A 22,095-nucleotide genomic window follows, 5' to 3' on the forward strand; every position below is an offset into this window, starting at 1 on the left:
CCAGTGTGGCACGCGCCGTCCCGCCGTGTCACACGCGCCCCCCTGCGGCGGCGAGCCGCGGGACGAACCCGTCCAGCAGGTGCGGCAGGCTGAGCACGCTCGAGAACTGCAGCGCGTCGTAGTCGGTGCCGTCCATGAACAGCGCCCGGCCCTCGCGGACCACGGGCAACGCGGCGAGGATCGGGTCGGCCTCGATCCCGGCCCGCTCCTGCGGAGAGCCGGCCTGCCAGACCAGCACGTCGGCGTTCAGCATGCCCGCGTTCTCCCGGCTCACCGTGCCGTAGAAGCTGTCGCCCGCCGCCGCGTCGAGCTCGGGTGGCACGACCATGCCGAGCGCGCCGAAGAACCGGGTGCGGGTGTCGTCGGTGGCGTGGAAGGGGTAGTTGCCGTCGTACATCGGACCGGAGAGGGCGACGGTGCGGCCCTCGAGCCCGGGATGCGCGGCCCTGACCTCGGCGAACCGCGCCTCGACCTGCGCCACGAGCTCCTCGGCGCGCTCCGGCTGCCCGAGCGCCTGGCCCGTCACCCTCGTCTGCACCTGCCACGGCGTGCCGAAGTCGACGTACTCGGCGGGTTGCACGACCGTGGGCGCGATGCGGCTGAGCGTGTCGTACTGCTGCCGGTCCAGGCCCGCCGTGACGGCCATGATCAGGTCCGGCTGCAGCGCGGCGATCTGCTCGAAGTCGACGCCCTCCCGCGGCAGGATCACCGGCCGGGCGGGGCCCGCGGCGGCGTCGGCCCACGGGAAGAACGCGTCGTCCTCCGGCCCGAACGCGTAGCGGACGGCGACCGGCACCACCCCGAACGCCAGGATCGCGTCCTGCTCGGTGTAGCCGAGCGACACCACGCGCTGCGGATGCGCCGGCACCACCGTCTCACCGAACTCGTGCGCCACCGTGACGCCGGCGGGTGGCGCCGCCTGCGGCGCGGCACCCGAGGCGCACCCGGCGAGGAGGGCTGCGGCGGCGAGACCGATCAGGAGGCGACGGAGCACCGGGGCTGTCTATCTCAAGTTAGGTGAGGCTGCAATAACCTGGATCACGCATCGGCTTCGAGCCGCAGGTCCCGGCCCCGCGTCTCGGGCATCCTGATCGCCGTGACCAGGCTGATGAGCATGATCGCGCTCATGTAGATCGCCACCCCGATCCAACCGGCGGTGACCTGCACCAGCACCGCCGCGAGCAGCGGCGCGATCCCGCCACCGAGCACCGCGGAGAACTCCCGCCCGAGCGTCACCCCCGCATAGCGGTAGCGCGAGCCGACCAGCTCGGCGAACGCGGCACCCTGCGAGCCGACCGTGCCGTACGCGGCGAAGATGAAGCCGATCACGATCACCAGCACGACGAGCGCCGGGTTGCCCGTGTCCAGCATCAGGAAGGCCGGTGCCGGGAACACGACCAGGAACGCGGCCACCGCGATGATCACCGGCCGCCGCCCGAAACGGTCGGTGAGCGAGCCCGTGACGTACGCGGACAGGCAGCCGAACAGCGCCCCGACCAGCAACGCCTGCGGCACCAACCGCGCGTCGACCCCCACCGTCTGGATCAGGTAGCTGGCCATGAACACCTGGAACACGTACGACTGCGTGTGGCCGCCGATGTTCAACGCGAGCGTCCGGTAGAACGGCCTGCGCCCCACCGTGAACACGCTCTTGATCGGAGAGACCTCGACCCGCTGCTCCTGCGCCCGCTCGCGCTTCGCCTGCTCGAACACCGGCGCGTCGCGCAACCGCCTGCGCAGGACGTACGCCGCGATCGTCACGAACGCGCTGGAGAAGAACACCACCCGCCAGCCCCACGCCAGCAGCTGGTCCGGCGGCAGCATCTGGACGAGGATCCAGATCACCGCCCCGAGCGCCGTCCCGGCCGACGCCCCCACGAACACCAGCGACGCGTACCGGCCACGACGCTCCCGCGGCGCGACCTCGGTGAGCAGCACCACCCCACCCGCCTGCTCCGCCCCGGCCCCGAGCCCCTGCAACAGCCGCAACACCACGAGCAACGCCGGCGCCAGCGCACCCACCTGCTCGTACGTCGGCAACGCCCCGATCAGGAACGTCGAGATCCCCATCAGGAACAGCGTCGCCACCAGCACGAACTTCCGCCCCAGCCGGTCGCCGTAGCGGGAGAAGAACAACCCGCCCAGCGGCCGGGCGAGGAAGCCCACCGCGTACGTCGCGAAACCCGCCAGCACCCCGATCGCCGGATCCGCCTGGGTGAAGAAGATCTTGTTGAAGATGATCGCGGTCGCGGTGCCGTAGATGACGAAGTCGTACTGCTCCAGAGCGGTGCCGATGAGCCCACCCCACGCCGCCGTGCGCAGGTTGCGACGGTCGACGACGTTGCCGGAGCCGTCGTCGACCTGATTCCCGGCAGAGGGCCTCACATCTTCGTCCACCCGGGTGACCCTAAGTGGGTGCCGCCCCCGCCGCAGGACCACCCCGCGATTGCAGCAAAGCCACTTCCATGCCATCTCATTGCATGAAAGTGGCTTTGCTGCAACGGGTCTTCCCATTCCGCCCCATCGGCTCCATCGTGCCGGTCAGCATGGGCTCATGGAGCTCATCAGGTTGCGCGCCACATTTCCCGATGGTGTGGCTTCGGCGAAGCAGCTCGTCGCGGCGGGGGTGCCGGAGCGGACCGTCTACTACCGCTGTCTCGACGGCGGCCCCTGGCAGAACCCGTTACCCGGCATCATCTTCCTGTTCTCGGGCAGGCCCACCCGCCGGCAGTCGGTGCTGGCGGCCGTGTTGCTGGGCGGGCCAGGGGCGATGGTGACGGGTGCAGAGGCCTGCCGCCGGCACGGGCTGCGGCGCGGGCCGGCGAAGCTGCGAGACGAGCGCGATGCGATCGACGAGGTCCAGTTGCTCGTGCCTGCCGGCCGCCAGCTGCGATCGACGGAGTACGTCCACGTCGAGCGCACGAAGTTCCTGCCCGAACCCGTCATCCGGTCCGGGGTTCCCCTGGCGCCGCTCCCCCGCGCCTGCATGAACGCCGTCCGGCGGCTGAGGACGGAAGGGGAGATCGCCGAGCTGCTCTCGGACGCGGTGCAGCGCCGGCTGTGCACGGTGGCCGAGCTCGCCGGAGAGCTGGACAGGAGTCCCCGCGCCCATACCGCCCTTCCCCGCCGGGTGCTGCGTTCGGTCGCCGACGGCGTGCACTCCGCCGCCGAGCTCGCCGCCAAGCGGATGTGGAGCAGAACGGGGCTTCCGACCCCGATGTGGAACGTCGAGATCTACACGGAGGATGGGGTGTTCCTCGGCGTGGCGGACTGCTGGCTCGACGAGGTCGCGATGGTGTGGGAGATCGAGTCGACGGAGTGGCACCTGAGCCCGGAGGACCACGACCGCACGGTCGAGCGCGCCGCCCGCTTCACCGCTGCCGGCGCGGTCTACACCGCATCGAAGCCCAGGAAGATCCGGACGGACCCGGCGGATGTGGCGCGGATCCTCCGCGCGACCCATGCGCAGGCTGCGGCCCGCCCTCGCCCACCCCTACGCGCCGTTGCAGCAAAGCCACTTTCACGCAACGACATTGCGTGAAAGTGGCTTTGCTGCAAGATCTCTCGGCCCCTACGACGCCGGGGAAGGGGTGGCCCTCGCGCTCACCAGCGCCGCTAGGCGGTCGCCGATGGACTGGGTGTGGCCCGTGGCGCTGTGGTCGCGGGTGGCCAGGTCGAAGGCGACGGCGGCCTCGATGCGGCGGGCGGCGTCGCGGTTGCCGAGGTGGTCGAGCAGGAGGGCCACCGAGAGGATGGCGGCGGTGGGGTCGGCGATGCCCTGGCCCGCGATGTCGGGGGCGCTGCCGTGCACGGGCTCGAACATGCTCGGGTTGCGCCGGCTCACGTCGAGGTTGCCGCTGGCCGCGAGGCCGATGCCGCCGGTGATGGCCGCGGCGAGGTCGGTGAGGATGTCGCCGAACAGGTTGTCGGTGACGATCACGTCGAACCGGCTCGGGTCGGTGACGAGGTGGATCGTGGTGGCGTCGATGTGCTGGTAGGCCACCGACACCTCGGGGTGCTCCAGCGACACCTCCTCCACGATGCGCGACCACAGCCGGCCCGAGTAGCTCAGCACGTTCGTCTTGTGCACGAGCGTGAGGTGCTTGCGGGGGCGCCGGGTCGCGCGGTCGAACGCGTCGCGCACCACCCGGTCCACGCCGAACGCGGTGTTGGTGCTGACCTCGGTGGCGATCTCGTGCGGGGTGTCCTTGCGCAGGATGCCGCCGGTGCCGACGTACGGGCCCTCGGTGCCTTCCCGCACGACGAGCATGTCGACCTCGCCGGCCGACGCGAGCGGGCCGCGGACGCCCGGGTAGAGGCGCGCGGGGCGCAGGTTGACGTGGTGGTCGAGCTCGAACCGCAGGCGCAGCAGCAGGCCGCGCTCCAGGATGCCGCTGGGCACCGATGGGTCGCCGACGGCGCCGAGCAGGATCGCGTCGTGCTGCTGCAGTTCGGTGAGCACCGACTCCGGCAGCAGCTCTCCCGTGGAATGCCAGCGTGCGGCGCCGAGGTCGTACGTGGTGGTCTCGGCGCCGGGGGAAACCTCGTTGAGGACTTTGAGCGCCTCGTCGATGACCTCCGGCCCGATGCCGTCCCCCGGAATGACCGCAAGGCGCATTGCCGATGTCCTCTCTCCGTCTGGCCCCGAAGCAGCCGGGCGCACGTTACCGGCCGCGACGGCACCACTCCGCCGTCGGCCACCCGATCGCGGTCACCCGGTGGCGTGGATCTGGTACGAAAGCGGATCACCGCGCCGTTCCTCGGCCCGGGACACGCCCTCGAGCGGGCCATTCTGCCCCTCGGCTCGACCACCGCGTTCGGCGCCCCCGCACTTGGCCAGCACCCGGTCGGCGGAAGGTCGACCCTCCGAACGCGCGCAGACGGTGGCGTCCGGAACGCCGAGTGATCAACTTCCGGTGAGCGTCCACGACGCCAGCGGCTCGTACCGGGCGGTCCGCCCGGGTCCGGCGCCGAGGTGGCTGCGCACGAGGGACAGTTCGCCGGCGGTCCACGGGTGCCCGGCGAAGCCGGCCAGTGCCTGGACGACCGGCCGCAGGTCGGCGCCCTCGCGGCCACGGGCGAGGGTGAGGTGCGGTCGGTAGGGCCGGTCCTCGACGTCCACCCCTGCCCGCTGCGCTGCCGCCCGCACGGACTCGGCGAGCCCGCGCAGCGCCGCGACGTCGCCGGTGACGCGGGTCCACAGCACCCGGTCGGTGAACCGGCCGGCGCCGTGCAGCGCGAGCCGCATCGGCGGGTGGCGGGACGCGGTGTGGCCGAGCCGTGCGGACAGGTCGGCACGTGCCCGGTCGCCGACCTCGCCGAGGAACGCCAGCGTGAGGTGCCACTTGTCGGGCCGGGTCCAACGCAGCTCCGGCTCCCCGGCACGCAGCGCCGCCGTGGCCGAGCTCAGCTCGTCGAGCGCCCCGGCGGGCGGCGTCACCGCCACGAACACGCGCATCATCGCTCGACCTCGCCGACGCTCGGCCAGCGCTTCGCGCGGGCGCTGTGACATTGATTCGCTCGCAAGCTCGCTCATCCCCGCCGGGGCGGCAGCGGCACGTGGGCGAGGTCCTCGGCCACCACGATCTCGCCACCGAACACCTCGGCCGCCTCGGCGGCGAACCGGGTGGGGTCGGGGTAGCGCTGGGAGAAGTGCGTCAACACCAGCTTCCGCACGCCGCACTCGGCGGCCACGGACCCGGCCTGCCGTGCGGTCAGGTGCCCGTACGTCCGCGCGAGCCACTCGTCCTCGGCGAGGAACGTGGACTCGATCACGAGCATGTCGACGCCGTCGGCCAGCGCGTACACGCCGTCGCAGAGGCGGGTGTCCATGACGAAGGCGAACCGCTGGCCACGCCGCGGCACGCTGACGTCCGCGAGGCGCACGGTGCGCCCACCCACGTCGAGCTCCCCCTCGCGCTGCAGCCTGCCCACGTCGGGACCGGATATCCCGCGCTCCGCGAGCCGTCCGGGCAGCATGCGCCGCCCGCCCGGTTCGGCGAAGCGGTACCCGAAGGCCTCCACGGGGTGGTCGAGGCGGCGCGCCTCGAGCACGCCGCGCGGGCCGGACGCGAGCACGCCGTCGCGCTCGACCGGCTCCTCGCGCACGTCCGCGATCTCGTGGAACGAGCTGGCGTGCCGCAGCCGCGCGAAGTACTCCCGTCCGGACGCGGGGAAGTGCGCGAACACCGGGTGCGTGACGCCGTCGAGCGAGAGCCGCTGGACGACGCCGGGCACCCCCAGGCAGTGATCGCCGTGGAAGTGGGTGACGCAGATCCGGGTGACCGCGCTGCTCGCCACCCCGGCCAGCAGCATCTGCCGCTGCGTGCCCTCCCCCGGGTCGAAGAGGAAGCCCTCACCGTCCCAGCGGAGCAGGTAGCCGTTGTGGTTGCGGGTGCGGGTCGGGGCCTGGCTGGCGGTGCCCAGCACCACGAGCTCGCGACCCGACATCGGTTACTCGAACGAGATGAGACGGGTGGTCCTGGCTCCCACCGAGGCGCCGATGGGTTCCAGCACCGCCGGGTCGATCGGCCGGTCCACCCGGAGCAGCATGATCGCGTCCTTGTGGTCGGTGGTCTGGCTGATCTGCGCGGCCTCGATGTTGACGGCGGCCTCGCCGAGCAGTGAGCCGACGCGGCCCATCACGCCCGGCCGGTCGGCGTACTCGAGCAGCAGCACCTCGCCCTCGGCGCGCAGGTCGAAGTGCCGGCCGTTGACCTCGACGAGCTTCTCCACCTGGGCGCGGCCGGTGAGCGTGCCGGACACGGTGATCGACTCGCCGTCCGGCATCGCGGCGCGCAGCTGCACGACGCTGCGGTGGTTCTCGCTCTCCGGCGCCGTGGTCAGCTCGACGTCGACCCCGCGCTCGGCCGCCAGTGCCGGCGTGTTGACGAACGTGACCTGGTCCTCGACGACGTTGGTGAACACCCCGCGCAGCGCGGCGAGCTGCAACACCGAGACGTCCTCGGCGGCCAGCTCCCCGGCGACGTCGACCGTGACGGTGGTGGGCAGGCGCCCGGCTACGGCGTAGAGCACGGCACCGAGCTTCTGCACCAGCGGGAGCCAGGGCCGCACCTCCTCGCCGACGATGCCGCCGACCTGCACGTTCACCGCGTCCGGCACGAACTCGCCTGCCAGCGCGAGCTGCACGGACCTCGCGACGTCGGTGCCGGCCCGGTCCTGCGCCTCGTCGGTGGACGCGCCCAGGTGCGGGGTGACGACCACCTGCGGCAGCTCGAACAGCGGGCTGGAGGTGGTGGGCTCGGTGACGTAGACGTCGACGCCCGCGCCGCCGACGTGCCCGCTGCGCACGGCCTCGGCCAGCGCGTCCTCGTCGACGAGACCGCCGCGGGCGGCGTTGACGATCAGCACGCCCTTCTTGGTGAGGGCGAGCTGGTCCTTGCCGATGAGCCCGAGCGTCTCCGGGGTCTTGGGCAGGTGGATCGAGATCGCGTCGGCCCGGCGCAGCAGGTCCTCCAGCGACACCAGCTCGATGCCGAGCTGCGCGGCGCGGGCCGGGGCGACGTACGGGTCGTAGGCGATCAGCTCGACGTCGAACGCGGCGAGCCGCTGCGCCACCAGCTGGCCGATCTTGCCGAGGCCGACGACACCGACCGTCTTGCCGTTCAGCTCGACACCGGTGAACGAGCTGCGCTTCCACTGCCCCTGCCGCAGGCTCGCGTCGGCGGCGGCGATGTGCCGGGCGGTGGAGAGCAGCAGGGCGACCGCGTGCTCGGCGGCCGAGACGATGTTCGAGGTCGGCGCGTTCACGACCATGACTCCGCGGGCGGTGGCCGCGGGCACGTCCACGTTGTCGAGACCGACGCCCGCACGGGCGACGACCTTCAACCGGGTGGAGGCGGCGAGCGCCTCGGCGTCGACCTTCGTGGCCGACCGGACCAGCAGGGCGTCGGCGTCGGCGATCGCGGCCAGCAGCGCGGGGCGGTCGGTGCCGTCCACGTGGCGGATCTCGACGTCGTCACCGAGAAGGGCGACGGCGGACGGCGCGAGCTTCTCGGCGAGCAGGACGACTGGACGGGCAGCTGCGGTGCTCACGGCGGATGCAGGGCTCCTGGATCGAGGTCGGGTGTGCGACCCCCGATCGTAGAACCCCGGCCTCACACCGCGGCCGGTCGCACCTGTTCCGCGAGCAGCTCGACCGAGCGCATCCAGGCCGCGCGATCCACCACCGGGAACGTCACGATCAGCTCGTCGGCGTCCGCGGTGCGCGCGAAGTCCTCCAGGTACTTCACGACGACGTCGGGGGTGCCCGCCGCGGTGTAGCGGGTCATCCCCCGGATCTGCTGGCCCGCCGGCGCCTCGAGCAGGACCTCCGCCTCCTCGTCGGTGAGGTCGTGGCCGCCGCGCGACAGGAACCGCTTCACCCGGTCGCGTTGCACGGCGTACAGCCGTTGCGCGGCCTCGTCGGCGGAGTCGGCGGCCACGACGTTGACGGCGGCCATCACGTGCGGCCGGGAGAGCTGCGCCGACGGCCGGAACTCCTGGCGATAGAGCGCGACGGCCTGTTCGAGCGCGTCGGGCGCGAAGTGCGACGCGAACGCGTACGGGAGCCCGAGGGCCGCGGCCACCTGGGCCCCGTACAGCGACGATCCGAGGATCGTGAGCGGCACGCCGGTGCCCCGGCCCGGGTACGCGTGCACGCCCGGCACGAGGCTCTCGTCGGAGAGGAACGCCTGCAGCTCCTGGACGTCCTGGGGGAACCGGTCGGAGGCCCGCGGGTCGCGGCGCAGCGCGGTGACGGTCTGCTGGTCGGTGCCCGGAGCCCGGCCCAGACCCAGCTCGATGCGTCCGGGGTGCAGGCTGGCGAGCGTGCCGAACTGCTCGGCTATCACCAGCGGGGAGTGGTTGGGGAGCATGACGCCGCCGGAGCCGAGCGCGATCCGCTCGGTGTTCGCCGCGACGTGCGCGATCAGCACGCTGGTGGCCGACGACGCGATCGCCCGCATGTTGTGGTGCTCGGCGTACCAGATCCGCCGGAAGCCCCACTCCTCCGCGCGCTGCGCGAGCCCGACGCTCGCCTCGAGGCCTTCGCGGACCGTCTCGCCGTCGCCGACGGTGGCGAGGTCGAGGATCGACAGGGGGAGCGGGAGGGACACGGCAGCGACCTTTCGTGAGGGACACGAACGTCAACCGACGGGGCCCGCCGGATCTTCCCGGCCCGGAACCCCAGCAAGGTGGCTTTGCTCCGGTTGAACCGGAGCAAAGCCACCTTGCTGCGTCGCGGGTAGCTCAGGTGGCCTTCTCACCCACCCAGCTCATCAGGCCGCGCAGCTTCTCCCCGACCTGCTCGATCGGGTGCTGCTGGCCCTCCGCCTGCAACTTCGTGAACGTCGGGCGACCGTTGTCGTCCTCGGCCACCCACTCGCGGGCGAACGTGCCGTCCTGGATCTCGCCCAGGATCTTGCGCATCTCGTCCTTCACCGCCGGCGTGATCACGCGCGGGCCGCGGGTGAGGTCGCCGTACTCGGCGGTGTCGGAGATGGAGAAGCGCTCGTTCGCGATGCCACCCTCGTACATGAGGTCGACGATCAGCTTGAGCTCGTGCAGGCACTCGAAGTAGGCGATCTCCGGGGCGTAGCCGGCCTCGGTGAGCACCTCGAACCCGGTCTGCACGAGCGCGGCCGCGCCGCCGCAGAGGACGGCCTGCTCACCGAACAGGTCGGTCTCGGTCTCCTCCTTGAACGTGGTCTCGATGACGCCCGCGCGGGCGCCGCCGATGGCCGCGGCGTAGGCGAGCGCGAGTGCCTTGGCGCCGCCGCTGGCGTCCTGTTCGACGGCGATGAGGCAGGGCACGCCCTTGCCGTCGACGAACTGGCGGCGCACCAGGTGGCCGGGGCCCTTCGGCGCGACCATCGCGACGTCGACGCTGGCCGGCGGCTGGATCAGCTCGTAGCGGATGTTGAAGCCGTGCCCGAAGAAGATCGCGTCGCCGTCCTTCAGGTTCGGCGCGATGTCCTGAGAGTAGATGAAGCGCTGCTTCGTGTCCGGCGCCAGGATCATGATCACGTCGGCCCAGGCGGAGACCTCGGCGGGCGTACCCACCTGCAGCCCCTCGTCCTGCGCCTTCTGCCGGGACTTCGAACCCTCGGGCAGGCCGATGCGGACGTCGACGCCGGAGTCGCGCAGCGACAGCGAGTGCGCGTGGCCCTGGCTGCCGTAGCCGATCACCGCGACCTTGCGGCCCTGGATGATCGACAGGTCGGCGTCGTCGTCGTAGTAGATGTTCACGCTCATGACGGGTGTGGTACGTCCTCTCCTGTTAACGAACGGCTGCAGCGGTGATGGAGCGGGGCCCGCGGCCGACGGCCACCATCCCGGACTGCACCATCTCCCGGATCCCGAAGGGCTCGAGGTTCTTCAGCAGTGCGCCGAGCTTGTCAGCCGTGCCGGTGGCCTCGATCGTGAGGGCCTCGGGTGTGACGTCGACGGCCTTGGCGCGGAACAGGTCGACGATCTCGAGCACCTGGCTGCGGACCCCGGGGTCGGCGCGCACCTTCACGAGCAGGAGCTCGCGCTGCACCGAGGCCGCCGACTCCAGCTCGACGATCTTGATGACGTGCACCAGCTTGTTGAGCTGCTTCGTGACCTGCTCGAGCGGGAAATCGTCGACGGCGACCACGATCGTCATCCGCGAGACCCCGGAGTGCTCGGTGGGCCCGACGGCGAGCGAGGTGATGTTGAACCCGCGGCGCGAGAACAGGCCGGAGACGCGGGCGAGCACGCCGGGCTTGTCCTCGACCAGCACCGACAGGGTGTGTCTCTGGGTCATGCTTCCCTCGTCATCTGCGTGCTGGCCGCCGCGTCGTCGGCCACGATCTCGTCCGCGTCGAACAGCGGACGGATGTCCCGGGCCGCCATGATCTGGTCGTTGCCGGTGCCGGCCGCGACCATGGGCCACACCTGCGCGTCGGCGCCGACCACGAAGTCGATCACGACCGGCCGGTCGTTGATCTCCATGGCCTGATGGATCACCTTGTCGACCTCGTCCTTGGACTCCGCGCGCAGGCCCACGCAACCCATGGCCTCGGCCAGGAGCTTGAAGTCCGGGATCCGGTGCTTGTGGGTGCCGAGGTCGGTGTTGGAGTACCGCTCCGAGTAGAAGAGGTTCTGCCACTGCCGGACCATGCCCAGGTTGCCGTTGTTGATGACGGCGACCTTGATCGGGATGTTCTCGATCGCGCAGGTGGCGAGCTCCTGGTTGGTCATCTGGAAGCAGCCGTCGCCGTCGATGCACCAGACCACCGAGTCCGGAAGCGCCATCTTGGCGCCCATCGCCGCGGGCACGGCGAAGCCCATCGTGCCGAGTCCGCCGGAGTTCAGCCACGAGCGCGGCTTCTCGTACCGGATGAACTGGGCCGCCCACATCTGGTGCTGCCCGACGCCCGCGGTGTAGACCGCGTCCGGCCCGGCGATCTCCCCGATCCGCTCGATCACGTACTGCGGCGACAGCGAGCCGTCGGCCGGCCAGTCGTACCCGAGCGGGTACGTCGTCCTGAGCTCGTCCAGCTGCTCCCACCACGACCCGAGGTCGGTGGCACCGGAGGCGCGCTCGGCGCGGACGGCGTCGATCAGCTCGACGATGACCTCCTTGCAGTCACCCACGATCGGGACGTCCGCGCGGCGGTTCTTGGAGATCTCGGCCGGGTCGATGTCGGCGTGCACGATGGCGGCGTTCGGCGCGAACGTCGACAGCTGACCGGTGACGCGGTCGTCGAACCGGGACCCGAGCGCCACCAGCAGGTCGGCCTTCTGCATGGCGGCCACCGCGGCGACGGTGCCGTGCATGCCCGGCATTCCGACGTGCTGCCGGTGGCTGTCCGGGAAAGCCCCCCGCGCCATCAGGGTGGTGACGACCGGGATGTCCGTGAGCTCGGCCAGCTCGAGCAGCTCGGCCGTGGCCTCGGCCTTCAGCACGCCGCCGCCGACGTAGAGCACGGGCTGCTTGGCCGAGGACATCAGCTTGGCCGCCTCGCGGATCTGCTTGCCGTGCGGCCGGGTCGTCGGCCGGTAGCCGGGCAGCTTCATCTCCGGGGGCCAGGAGAACGTGGTCCTCTCCTGCAGCACGTCCTTCGGGATGTCGACGAGCACGGGGCCGGGTCGGCCCGTGGACGCCAGGTGGAACGCCTCGAGGATCGCCTGCGGGATCTCCGCGGCGTCCGTGACGAGCATGTTGTGCTTGGTCACCGGCATGGTGATGCCGGTGATGTCGGCTTCCTGGAACGCGTCGGTGCCGATCAGCGGGCGGGACTGCTGCCCGGTGATCGCGACCACCGGGACCGAGTCCATGTGCGCGTCGGCGAGCGGTGTGACCAGGTTGGTGGCGCCCGGACCCGACGTCGCCATGCAGACGCCCACCTTGCCGGTGGCCTGCGCGTACCCGGTGGCCGCGTGGCCCGCACCCTGCTCGTGGCGCACGAGCACGTGCCGCACCCTGGTGGAGTCGAGCAGCGGGTCGTACGCCGGGAGGATCGTGCCGCCGGGGATGCCGAAGACGACTTCGCAGCCCACCTCCTCGAGCGAGCGCACGAGGGACTGGGCGCCGGTCATCGGCACCTCCTCGACACGCCGTACCGGCTGGCCGGTGGACGTGGCCTGGCCCTGGCGGCCGGGAGGCGGCCCGGGTTTCGGTGCCGGCGGCCCGGGGACCGGGCCGGATCGGGGCGTTGCGGTGGTCATCTGCTGATCGCTCCGCATGGGGTTCGGGATCCGGACAGAAAAAAACCCCCGACCGTCGGGCTGACGGAACGAGGGTGGCGCGTCGACGACCGAGGGCTCGCTCAGGCGTGGACGCGCCTGCGAAGTACGAGCACCCGGATGGCGGACATGGTGGCGACGCTAGCCGCCGGGCGCGTCGCGCGTCAATTCCGTGAGACGCACGTACCAGATCGTGGGACGGCCGGGGATCCAGCCGGCGACCGGTCGGCCGGCGATCCGCGTAGTTCTGCGGACGCGCGAGCCCCGGCGACGGGCGACCCTGCCCGGGTGAGCTCCGGCCTGTACGCCCTCAAGCCCTGGTACGCCGACCGTCTCGCCGGCATCCGGCGAGCCCTGGCCGCCCGCGGGGTGACGCCGGGCGCCGTCACCGCCGCAGGCGTCGGCTTCGGGGCGCTCGCCGGGCTCGTCCTGGCGACGGTGCACGGCCCGGTCGTGGCGGCGGTGCTGGTGGCCGCGCTGCTCGCGCTGCGGCTGGCCGCGGCGAACCTGGACGGCGCGCTCGCCCGCGAGACCGGCAGGTGCACCCGCTGGGGCGCCGTCGTCAACGAGCTGGGCGACCGCGCCGCCGAGCTGGCCGTGCTCGCGGGCTGCTTCGCCCTCGCGCCGCCGTGGGTGGTGCTGCTGGCGATGCTCGCCGCGAGCGCCCCGTCGTGGGTGGCGCTCGCAGGGGCCGCCGCCGGGGCGGCGCGGATCAACGGCGGGCCGGTGGGCAAGACCGAACGCTGCCTGCTGCTCGTCGTGCTCGCGGCGGCGCCCGCGTACGCGGCGGTGCTGCTCGTCGTGCTGGCCGCGGGGTCGGCCGGCACCGCAGCGCTCCGGCTGCGGGCCCTCCACGCCTCGTCCTGACCCGACGGACAGGGCAACTGCTTGACAAGGCAAGCAGCCCTCCGAACACTCGCGTTCAGCCAGCCGCACAGCGTTCCGAATGCTGAACGGCCCGGTCGACGCCCGTCGAGGAGGACGCGTGCCGTGAAGCTCCCCGCCTTCGCCTACCACCGTGCGGAGACGCTCGCCGACGCCACCGCCGTGCTCGCCGAGCACGCCGGGGAGGCCCGCGTCCTCGCCGGTGGGCAGAGCCTGCTCCCGGTCATGGCGCTGCGGATGTCCCACCCCGAGGTGCTCGTCGACATCACGTCGGCGAACGATCTTCAGACCCACCAGGTCTGCGAGGTCGTGCGGGTGCCGGCGGCCGTCACTGCGCGGACCGTCGAGACCGATCCGGCGGTCGCGCGGGCCCACCCGCTGCTCATCGCGTGCCTGGCCGAGGTCGGGCACGTCGAGATCCGCACCCGCGGCACGGTGTGCGGCTCGCTCGCCCACGCCGATCCCGCGGCCGAGATGCCGGCGCTGGCGCTCGCGACCGACGGTGTGCTCGAGCTGGTGAGCAGCCGGGGTAGCAGGCGGGTGCCGGCCGCCGACTTCGTGCTGGGGCCGTACACGACCGCGATCGAGGACGACGAGCTGGTCGCAGCGGTCGAGCTGCCCTGCCCACCGGCAACGGCGGGCTGGTCCGTCCGCGAGATCGCCCGCAGGCGGGGCGACTTCGCGCTCGCGGGCGCGGTCGTCGTGCTCGACCGGGGTCCGGACGGGCGGTGCGCGAGCGCCCGGGTCGCGCTGTTCGCGGTGGCGGCGGCGCCGTCCCGGGCGGCCCGGGCCGAGGAGGTGCTGATCGGCTCCACGCTGGACGACGCCGCACTCGACGAGGCCGCGCACCGCGCCTTCGCCGGCGTCGAGGTGCTCGGCGACCTGCACGGATCCGCCGAGTACCGCAGGCGGGCCGGCACCCGGCTGGTCGCCCGCGCGCTCCGCGACGCCCGTGGCCGTGCCCAGTGCCGACACCCGGAGGCCGCCCGTGCGTGACGCCCACCTGCCCGCCCCCGTGACCGTCACCGTGAACGGCAGGCGGGAGACCGCCGCCGTCACCCCGCGCACCACGCTCGCCGACTTCCTGCGCCACGGCATCGGGCTCACCGGCACCCACCTCGGCTGCGAGCACGGGGTCTGCGGCGCCTGCACGGTGCTGCTGGACCGGCGGCCGGTGCGCTCGTGCCTGACCCTCGCCGTGCAGGCCGACGGCCGGGACGTGGACACCGTCGAGGGGCTCGCCGGGCCCGGCGGCGAGCTGCACCCGCTGCAGGAGCAGTTCTGGCGCCACCAGGCGCTGCAGTGCGGGTTCTGCACGCCGGGCTTCCTCATGGCCGCGGTCGCCGCGGTCGAGGAGGACCCGGAGATGGACCGGGACGGGATCCGCGAGCGCCTCTCCGGCAACGCCTGCCGCTGCACCGGCTACCAGCCGATCGTCGACGCCGTCGAGGAGTACGCCCGGGGTGAGGGCCGGTGAACGTCACCGAGGGCTGGGTCGGCCGGCGCGTGCGGCGCGTCGAGGACCCGCGCATCCTCCTCGGCCGCGGCCGCTACGCCGACGACGTCACCCCCGCCCGGTGCCTGCACGCGGCGTTCGTCCGCTCGCCGCTCGCCCACGCGACGATCACCGCGATCGACACGGCGGAGGCGGTCGGGGCGCCGGGCGTGACGGCGGTGCTGACGGCCGCCGACCTGCAGCCCCACCACCGGTCGTGGAAGGGCCTGCTCGACTGGGCGGGCCTGGTGGGCGGCGACCAGCACCCGCTCGCCGTCGACGCCGTCCGGTACGTCGGCGAGCCCCTGGCCATCGTGCTGGCGGACAGCCGCGCGCTCGCCGAGGACGCCGCGGGGCTCGTGGTGGTCGACTACGAGGAGCTCCCGCCCGTCGTCGACCCGGTGCGCGCGCTCGAACCGGGTGGGCCGCTCGTGCACCCGGAGCTGGGCACCAACCAGGCGTTCGAGGGCGAGTTCGGCGGCGGGGACGTCGAAGATGCGTTCGCGGGCGCCGCCGTGGTCACCGAGGTCGCGATGAGCACGGCCCGGCACACGGCGGTGGCGATGGAGCCGCGCGGCGCGGTGGCCGAGTTCGACCCGGTGGCCCGCTCGCTCACCGTCCGGCTGTCCACGCAGGCACCGCACATGCTGCAGGCGGCGCTCGCGCAGATCCTCGGCCTGCCGGAGAACGCCGTGCGCATCCTCACCGACGAGGTGGGCGGCGCGTTCGGCATGAAGGCCCACGTCTACTCGGACGAGGTGGCGACCTGCCTGGCCAGCATGCTGGTCGGACGGCCGGTGAAGTGGATCCAGGACCGGGCCGAGTCGCTGGCGGCCGACACCCAGGCCCGCGACGAGCGGGTGCGTGCCGCGCTCGCCCTCGCCGCGGACGGCACGATCCTCGGCCTGCGCTCGGAGACGGTCAGCGACGGCGGCGCCTACTCGGTGTTCCCGCGCAGCATGGTGACCGAGGGCATCCAGGTCGCGACGATCATGCCGGGCCCGTACCGCGTGCCCGCCTACCGCGGCCGCATCCGGGTAGCGATCACGAACAAGGCGCCGCTCGCGGTCTACCGGGCCGTGGGCCACCCCGTCGCGATCCTCGTCATGGAAGCGCTGATGGACGAGGCCGCCCGCACCATGGGCATTGCCCCCGACGAGCTGCGGCGCCGCAACCTCATCGCCCCCGAGGAGCTGCCCTACACCTCGATCACGGGCCAGGTCTACGACAGCGGCTCGCACCGGGAGGCCCTCGAACGGCTCGTGGAGCGGCTCGGCCCGGCCGAGGAGCGCCGGGCGGACGCCGAGGCCCGCGGGCGGCTGCTGGGGGTGGGCCTGTCCTGCTTCGTGGAGGTCACCGCGCCGGGCGTGGCCTTCTACGGCAAGCGCGGCGCGCCGATCACCGCGCACGACCAGGTGGAGGTGCGCGTCGAGCCGGACGGGTCGGTGACCGTGCTGCTCGGCACCCCGGGCCAGGGCCAGGGCCTGCACACGACGGCGGCCCAGGTGGTGGCCGACCACCTCGGCGTCTCCTTCGAGACGATCACCGTGCTCTCCGGCGACACCCGCACGATGCCGCACGGCACCGGTGTGTGGGCGAGCCGGTCGGCCGTGGTCAGCTCGGGCGCCGCCTCGACCGCCGCCGCCGAGGTCCGGCAGCGGATGCTCGCGATCGCCGGCCACCTGCTCGAGGTCGACCCGGCGGACCTCGAGGTCCGCGACGGGATCGTGCAGGTCGCGGGCGCCCCGAACGCCCGGCTCACCGTGGCCGACGTGGCGGAGGCCGCCCACTGGCGCACCCACCGCCTCCCGCCCGAGCTGCGGGTCGGCCTCGCGGCCGTCGGCGAGTACAGCGGCCCGAACGTCACGTTCAACAACGGGGCGCACGCCGCCGTCGTCGAGATCGAGGAGGACAGCGGGCTGGTCCACCTCGTCGACTACGTCTGCGTCGAGGACTGCGGGGTGCTCATCAACCCCGAGATCGTCGCCGGCCAGATCCGCGGCGGCGTGGCCCAGGGCGTCGGTGGGGCGCTGCTGGAGCGCCTGCACTACGACGAGCACGGGCAGCTGCTCACGTCGACGCTCCTGGACTACCTGCTGCCGACCGGGCCGGACCTGCCCGACATCCGGCTGGACCACATCGAGACCCCGAGTCCGGTGACGAAGCTCGGCGTCAAGGGCGCCGGGGAGGCCGGCGCGGCGGGTGCGCCCGCGGCCGTGCACAACGCGGTGAACGACGCGCTGTCCCGGCGCGGGGCGCGGGTGTGGCACCAGCCGCTCACCCCCGAACGCGTGCTGCGCGCCCTCGACCGTGCCCGCGACGACCTCTGGCCGGACCCGCCGGAGGCCGTGAGCGTCCCGAGCTGGCCCGCGGCGGAAGGAGCTTCCTGATGTCCGGATCCGAGCTGCTGCTCACCGTCTTCAACGGGCTGAGCTTCGCGGGCCTGCTGTTCCTCGTGGCGAGCGGGTTCACGCTCATCTTCAGCCTGATGGGCGTGCTCAACCTCGCCCACGGCACCTTCTACCTCTGGGGCGGCTACCTCGGCCTCGTCACCCTCGGCGCGACCGGCAGCTGGGTCCTCGCTCTGGTGGCCGGGGCGCTCGGGGTGGCCGTCGGCGGTGGGGTCCTCGAACGGCTCGTGTTCCGCCGGGTGCGCGGGCTCGAGCTGCCCGAGGTGCTGCTCTCCGTCGGCATCTCGCTCGTGCTCGCCGACCTCGCGCTCGCCGGCTTCGGCGGTGACTCCCTCACGATGGCGCCACCCGCGGCCCTCGACGGCAGCATCGTCCTCGGCGACCTCGTCGTCCCCCGGTTCCGGCTCGCGGTGATCGCGGCCGCCGTCGTGGTCATGGCCGGTCTCGCGCTCCTGCTGAGACGCACGAGGGTGGGCGCGGTCATCCGCGCGGGCGTCGACGACGAGGAGATGCTCGACGCCCTCGGGGTGAACATCCGCCGGGTCGCGGCCGCCGTGTTCGTGCTCGGTGCGGCGCTCGCCGGGGCGAGCGGCGTGGTCGGCGGCGTGTTCTTCGGCCTCTACCCCGGGGCCGACGCCGAGATGCTGCTGTTCGCGCTCGTGGTCGTCGTGGTCGGGGGCCTCGGCAGCCTCGCGGGTGCCGTGCTCGGGAGCGTCGTCGTCGGGCTGGTCTACAGCTTCGGCGTCGCCCTCGCCCCCGACCTCCTCTACTTCGTTCTCTTCGGGCCGATGCTGCTCGTCCTCGTGCTGCGGCCCCGCGGACTCCTCGGAGGCAGGCTGTGACCGAACGCAGATCACGCATCGTCGCGCTCGTCGTCCTCGGCGTGGCCGCGGCTCTGGTCCCCTACGCCGTCGGCGAGTACTGGGTGGGCATCGCGACGGAGGCCGCGATCTTCGCCATCGTCGCCCTCGGGCTGAACGTGCTGATCGGCCTCGGCAGGCTCGTGTCCGTCGGGCACGCCGGCCTGTTCGCCACCAGCGCCTACGCCGCGTCGCTCACCCAGCAGCACTTCGACCTCGACTTCGTCGGCTCCGGGATCGCCGCCATCGCCGTGACGGTCGCGGTCACCGCCGTGTTCGCGGTGCTCGCGGTCCGCACGACCGGCATGTACTTCCTGATGATCACCCTCGCGGCGGGCATGCTCGTGTGGGGCCTCGCGCACCGCTTCACCGCGCTCACCGGCGGGGACAACGGGGCGGTCAGCGGCATCCGGCCGCTCGGCCTCACGCAGTACTACGCGTACTACTGGCTCGTCCTCGCCGTGCTCGTGGTCGTCGCCTGCGGGCTGTGGCGGTTCCAGGCCTCGCAGGCGGGGATGCGCATCCGCGGCACCCGCGACAGCACCGCCCGGATGACGAGCCTCGGCTACTCCCCCGCCGCACAGCGGTTCGTCGCCTTCCTCGCCTCGGGCACCGTCACCGCGGTCGCCGGGGTGCTCTACGCCGGCTACTACCCGGTGGTCAGCCCGTCCACGGCGCACCTGTCCATGTCGATCCTGTTCATGGTCATGGTCGTCGCCGGCGGGTCGTCGGTGTTCCTCGGGCCCGTCGTCGGCGCCGTCGTGCTCACGGTGCTGCGGGCCGTGGTGTCGGCCGAGACCCCGCGCTGGCCGACCGTCATGGGTCTGATCCTCGTCGCCGTCGTGCTGTTCGCCCGCGAGGGCATCACGGGGACGCTGCGGGACCGGATGCGCGACCGCCGCCGAGCCGCGAGAACCGCGCCACCCGTCGAGCTCGCCCCGACCTCCTGAGCCCCCGAAGCGGAGCAACGATGCGCACTCACCAGGCATTCGCGGCAGGCCTGCTGGTCCTGCTCGCCGGCTGTGCCCCTCCCGCGGCAGCCGACACGGACGTCCACCGGACCACCGGCCCGATCACCGTCGGGTACGTCGACAGCCTGTCCGGCCCGCTCGCCGGGGCCGGCCAGGACATGCTCGAGGGCACCCAGCTGTGGCTCGAGCAGCACGGCGGGCAGATGGCGGGCCGGCCCGTCGAGCTCCTCGTCGAGGACGACCACGGCTCGACCGAGACCGGCGTGCAGGTCACCAAACGGCTCGTCGAGGCCGAGGGCGCCGATCTCGTGATCGGCCCGCTCGCCGGCAACGTCGGCGTGGCGCTGGGCCGGTACGTGACCACCACCGAGGTGCCGCTGGTCTACCCGATCCCCACCAGCGACGTGTTCGTCCACGAGGACTACCCGACGGTCTTCCCGGTGACCGGCACCGCGCCCCAGTTCAACGCCCCGCTCGGCGACTGGGCCGTCCGCCACGGGCACCGCCGGGTGATCACGATCTGTTCGGACTACGCGTTCGGGCAGCAGGTCTGCGGTGGCTTCGCCGGCCGGTACGTCGCCGCGGGCGGCGAGCTCGTCGCGCAGATCTGGCCGCCGCTGGGCAGCTCCGACCTCGCACCGTTCATCTCGCAGCTGCAGCGCACCCCGGCCGACGCGGTGTTCAGCGGGCTGATCGGGGCCGACAGCGTCAAGTTCCTGCGCGCGTGGCGGAACTTCGGCATGCAGGACCGAATGACGCTGCTCGGCTCGGACCCGGCGTTCGACCAGGCCGTGCTGCGGGGAGTGGGCGCCGACGCGGCCGGGCTGGTCTCGATCGGACACTTCGCCGAGGGCCGGGACAACCCCGAGACGCGGCACTTCAGCGAGGCCTTCCAGCAGCGGTTCGGCAAGATCCCCAGCTACTACGCAGCCAGCGGCTACCTCGCCGCCGACTGGACGGCCCGCGCGCTCCAGGCGAACGGCGGGAAGGTCGGGGAGGCCGCCGAGTTCGTGCGCGTGATGCGGTCCATCGACTACCCGGACAGCGTCTTCGGCCCGATCAGCGTGGACGAGCGCGGCCAACCCGTCTACAGCGCCTACCTGCGCGAGGTGGCGCCCGGGCCGGGCGGCAAGCCGTGGAACACCGTGACCGAGACGATCGAGCAGGTCGGCCCGACGGGCGGGCTCTCCTACGCCGACTACCTGTCCCGGCCCGTGTTCTCCCGCGACTACCAGGGTTTGCCCGGACAGGAGGACGGATGAACGGCGTGCTCGCCCTGCACAACGTCGGCCGCGAGTACGGCGGCCTGCGCGCGCTCGACGACGTGAGCTTCTCCGTGGACACCGGCGAGCGCGTCGGTGTGATCGGCCCGAACGGCGCCGGCAAGAGCACGCTCTTCCGCGTGATCGCCGGCAGCGAGCGGGCGAGCTTCGGCCGCATCTCGATGGACGGGGTCGACGTCGGGCGCGTCCCCGAGCGGCGGCGGGCCATGATGGGGATCGGCCGCACATTCCAGATCACCGAGCTGTTCGACACGCTCACCGTGCGGGAGAACCTCCTGCTCGCGGCGCGGCGCGTCGACTTCGCCGCGGTCGTGGAGCGCTTCGGGCTCGGGAGCTGGGTCGACACCACCGTCGGCGACCTCGGGTACGGCCAGCAACGGCTCGTCGAGCTGGCCGTCACGTTCGCCACCGGCGCCCGGCTCCTGCTGCTCGACGAGCCCGCCGCCGGGCTGGGCGCCGCCGAACGCGTCGCGATCTCGGAAGCGATCGCCGGCCTTCCCGCCGACGTCACCGTGCTGCTCATCGAGCACGACATCGACCTCGTGCTCGGGCTCGTGGGCCGGGTGCTGTGCCTGGCGAGCGGGCGGCTCGTGGCGGACTGCCCCGCCGAGGAGGTGCGCACCCACCCGGCGGTGCGCGAGGTGTACCTGGGCGACCGGGAGGACGTCGGATGAGCGAGCTTGCGAGCGAATCATCGGCACAGCGCCCGCGCGCTGCGTTGTTTCCTGATGGGCCGGCCGAGCGCAGCGAGGCCGAGCGTTGAGCACCCTCACCGTCACCGGGCTCTCGGCCGGCTACCAGGGCCACCCCGTCGTCGATGGCCTCGACCTGACCGTCGGGCGGGGCGAGGCGGTGGCCCTCGCCGGCCGCAACGGGATGGGCAAGACGACCACCCTGCGCGCGCTGATGGGCCTGGCCACCCCGCGGGTGAGCGGCGGCAGCGTCCGGTTCGGCGACGTCGAGCTGCGCGGCCTCCCGCCGCACCGCATCGCCCGCGCCGGGATCGGCTACGTCCCGCAGGGCAGGCGGATCTTCCCGAGCCTGACCGTGGCCGAGCACCTGGCCGTGGTCGCCGCACCGGCCCGGTCCCACACCGAGCCGTGGACCGCGGGCCGCGTCCACGACCTCTTCCCGCGGCTCGCCGAGCGCAGCGGTCAGCGCGCCGGCACCCTCTCCGGAGGGGAGCAGCAGATGCTCGCGATCGCGCGGGCGCTCATGACCAACCCCCGGCTCGTGCTGCTCGACGAGCCGAGCGAGGGGCTCGCGCCCCGCGTGGTCCGCCAGGTCGGGGACATCATCCGCACGCTGCACTCCGCGGGCGTCGGGGTGCTGATCGCCGAGCAGGACCTGTCGATGGTCCGCCGCGTGGCGGACCGCGTCTACTTCATCCACCGCGGCGGCGTCGCCGCGGAGTCCGCCACCGACGGGCTCCAGGACGACCTGCTCGACCGCTATCTCGGCGCCTGAGGGGAACCA

20 protein-coding genes are annotated in these 22,095 nt (G+C 72.8%); 10 read left to right on the forward strand and 10 right to left on the reverse strand.

What is annotated here, in order from left to right:
* Nucleotides 1-28: 28 nt before the first annotated feature.
* Both ACU436_RS07940 and ACU436_RS07945 read right to left on the reverse strand, forming a co-directional pair.
* Nucleotides 29-994: an iron-siderophore ABC transporter substrate-binding protein gene (locus ACU436_RS07940; RefSeq protein WP_459023168.1), complete on the reverse strand. Its 966-nt coding sequence runs from the start codon at nucleotides 992-994 to the stop codon at nucleotides 29-31.
* A 44-nt stretch (nucleotides 995-1,038) separates the two neighbouring features.
* Nucleotides 1,039-2,397, reverse strand: coding sequence for an MFS transporter (locus ACU436_RS07945; RefSeq protein WP_459023170.1), 1,359 nt, complete (start codon nucleotides 2,395-2,397; stop codon nucleotides 1,039-1,041).
* A gap of 157 nt (nucleotides 2,398-2,554) precedes the next feature.
* Between ACU436_RS07945 and ACU436_RS07950 the strand changes: the two genes are divergently transcribed.
* Nucleotides 2,555-3,541, forward strand: a complete 987-nt coding sequence (locus ACU436_RS07950) for a hypothetical protein (RefSeq protein ID WP_459023172.1) — start codon at nucleotides 2,555-2,557, stop codon at nucleotides 3,539-3,541.
* Nucleotides 3,542-3,571: 30 nt separating this feature from the next.
* Here the strand turns inward: ACU436_RS07950 and ACU436_RS07955 are convergent, their stop codons facing one another.
* From ACU436_RS07955 to ACU436_RS07990, 8 genes are all read right to left on the reverse strand, one after another.
* The gene (locus tag ACU436_RS07955) at nucleotides 3,572-4,618 is read right to left on the reverse strand and encodes a 3-isopropylmalate dehydrogenase (protein WP_459023174.1); all 1,047 of its coding nucleotides are present in this window, start codon (nucleotides 4,616-4,618) and stop codon (nucleotides 3,572-3,574) included.
* 288 nt (nucleotides 4,619-4,906) lie between these two features.
* On the reverse strand, nucleotides 4,907-5,461 hold the full coding sequence (gene thpR / locus ACU436_RS07960) for an RNA 2',3'-cyclic phosphodiesterase (RefSeq protein ID WP_459023176.1): 555 nt from the start codon (nucleotides 5,459-5,461) through the stop codon (nucleotides 4,907-4,909).
* Nucleotides 5,462-5,532: 71 nt separating this feature from the next.
* Nucleotides 5,533-6,450: a ribonuclease Z gene (locus ACU436_RS07965; RefSeq protein WP_459023178.1), complete on the reverse strand. Its 918-nt coding sequence runs from the start codon at nucleotides 6,448-6,450 to the stop codon at nucleotides 5,533-5,535.
* Nucleotides 6,451-6,453: 3 nt separating this feature from the next.
* Nucleotides 6,454-8,055 (reverse strand): phosphoglycerate dehydrogenase, encoded by a 1,602-nt coding sequence (gene serA / locus ACU436_RS07970; protein ID WP_459023180.1) that lies wholly within the window; start codon nucleotides 8,053-8,055, stop codon nucleotides 6,454-6,456.
* A 62-nt stretch (nucleotides 8,056-8,117) separates the two neighbouring features.
* On the reverse strand, nucleotides 8,118-9,116 hold the full coding sequence (locus ACU436_RS07975; protein ID WP_459023182.1) for an LLM class flavin-dependent oxidoreductase: 999 nt from the start codon (nucleotides 9,114-9,116) through the stop codon (nucleotides 8,118-8,120).
* Between the two features lie 133 nt (nucleotides 9,117-9,249).
* On the reverse strand, nucleotides 9,250-10,254 hold the full coding sequence (ilvC, locus tag ACU436_RS07980; RefSeq protein ID WP_459023183.1) for a ketol-acid reductoisomerase: 1,005 nt from the start codon (nucleotides 10,252-10,254) through the stop codon (nucleotides 9,250-9,252).
* Between the two features lie 25 nt (nucleotides 10,255-10,279).
* Nucleotides 10,280-10,789 carry an acetolactate synthase small subunit gene (gene ilvN, locus ACU436_RS07985; RefSeq protein ID WP_459023185.1) on the reverse strand — a complete coding sequence of 170 codons (510 nt, stop codon included), beginning with the start codon at nucleotides 10,787-10,789 and terminating at the stop codon, nucleotides 10,280-10,282.
* Nucleotides 10,786-12,696: an acetolactate synthase large subunit gene (locus ACU436_RS07990; protein WP_459023187.1), complete on the reverse strand. Its 1,911-nt coding sequence runs from the start codon at nucleotides 12,694-12,696 to the stop codon at nucleotides 10,786-10,788. The genes ilvN and ACU436_RS07990 overlap by 4 nt, the downstream gene beginning before the upstream one ends.
* Before the next feature lie 306 nt (nucleotides 12,697-13,002).
* On the opposite strand from ACU436_RS07990, the gene ACU436_RS07995 reads away from it, so the two are divergent.
* From ACU436_RS07995 to ACU436_RS08035, 9 genes are all read left to right on the forward strand, one after another.
* Entirely contained in the window at nucleotides 13,003-13,581 is a 579-nt protein-coding gene (locus ACU436_RS07995) for a CDP-alcohol phosphatidyltransferase family protein (protein WP_459023189.1), read from the forward strand.
* 123 nt (nucleotides 13,582-13,704) lie between these two features.
* Nucleotides 13,705-14,595 (forward strand): FAD binding domain-containing protein, encoded by an 891-nt coding sequence (locus tag ACU436_RS08000; protein WP_459023191.1) that lies wholly within the window; start codon nucleotides 13,705-13,707, stop codon nucleotides 14,593-14,595.
* Nucleotides 14,588-15,076, forward strand: a complete 489-nt coding sequence (locus ACU436_RS08005) for a (2Fe-2S)-binding protein (RefSeq protein ID WP_459023193.1) — start codon at nucleotides 14,588-14,590, stop codon at nucleotides 15,074-15,076. Before ACU436_RS08000 ends, ACU436_RS08005 begins: the two co-directional genes overlap by 8 nt.
* Nucleotides 15,073-17,484: a xanthine dehydrogenase family protein molybdopterin-binding subunit gene (locus ACU436_RS08010; RefSeq protein WP_459023195.1), complete on the forward strand. Its 2,412-nt coding sequence runs from the start codon at nucleotides 15,073-15,075 to the stop codon at nucleotides 17,482-17,484. The genes ACU436_RS08005 and ACU436_RS08010 overlap by 4 nt, the downstream gene beginning before the upstream one ends.
* Nucleotides 17,484-18,347 (forward strand): branched-chain amino acid ABC transporter permease, encoded by an 864-nt coding sequence (locus ACU436_RS08015; protein ID WP_459023197.1) that lies wholly within the window; start codon nucleotides 17,484-17,486, stop codon nucleotides 18,345-18,347. The genes ACU436_RS08010 and ACU436_RS08015 overlap by 1 nt, the downstream gene beginning before the upstream one ends.
* On the forward strand, nucleotides 18,344-19,315 hold the full coding sequence (locus ACU436_RS08020; protein ID WP_459023198.1) for a branched-chain amino acid ABC transporter permease: 972 nt from the start codon (nucleotides 18,344-18,346) through the stop codon (nucleotides 19,313-19,315). The genes ACU436_RS08015 and ACU436_RS08020 overlap by 4 nt, the downstream gene beginning before the upstream one ends.
* A 20-nt stretch (nucleotides 19,316-19,335) precedes the next feature.
* Nucleotides 19,336-20,598 (forward strand): ABC transporter substrate-binding protein, encoded by a 1,263-nt coding sequence (locus tag ACU436_RS08025; protein WP_459023200.1) that lies wholly within the window; start codon nucleotides 19,336-19,338, stop codon nucleotides 20,596-20,598.
* Nucleotides 20,595-21,293, forward strand: a complete 699-nt coding sequence (locus ACU436_RS08030; RefSeq protein ID WP_459023202.1) for an ABC transporter ATP-binding protein — start codon at nucleotides 20,595-20,597, stop codon at nucleotides 21,291-21,293. The genes ACU436_RS08025 and ACU436_RS08030 overlap by 4 nt, the downstream gene beginning before the upstream one ends.
* Before the next feature lie 85 nt (nucleotides 21,294-21,378).
* Nucleotides 21,379-22,086, forward strand: coding sequence for an ABC transporter ATP-binding protein (locus tag ACU436_RS08035; protein WP_459023204.1), 708 nt, complete (start codon nucleotides 21,379-21,381; stop codon nucleotides 22,084-22,086).
* The last annotated feature ends 9 nt before the right edge of the window (nucleotides 22,087-22,095 follow it).

This window comes from Pseudonocardia wallangbongensis, assembly GCF_054486945.1.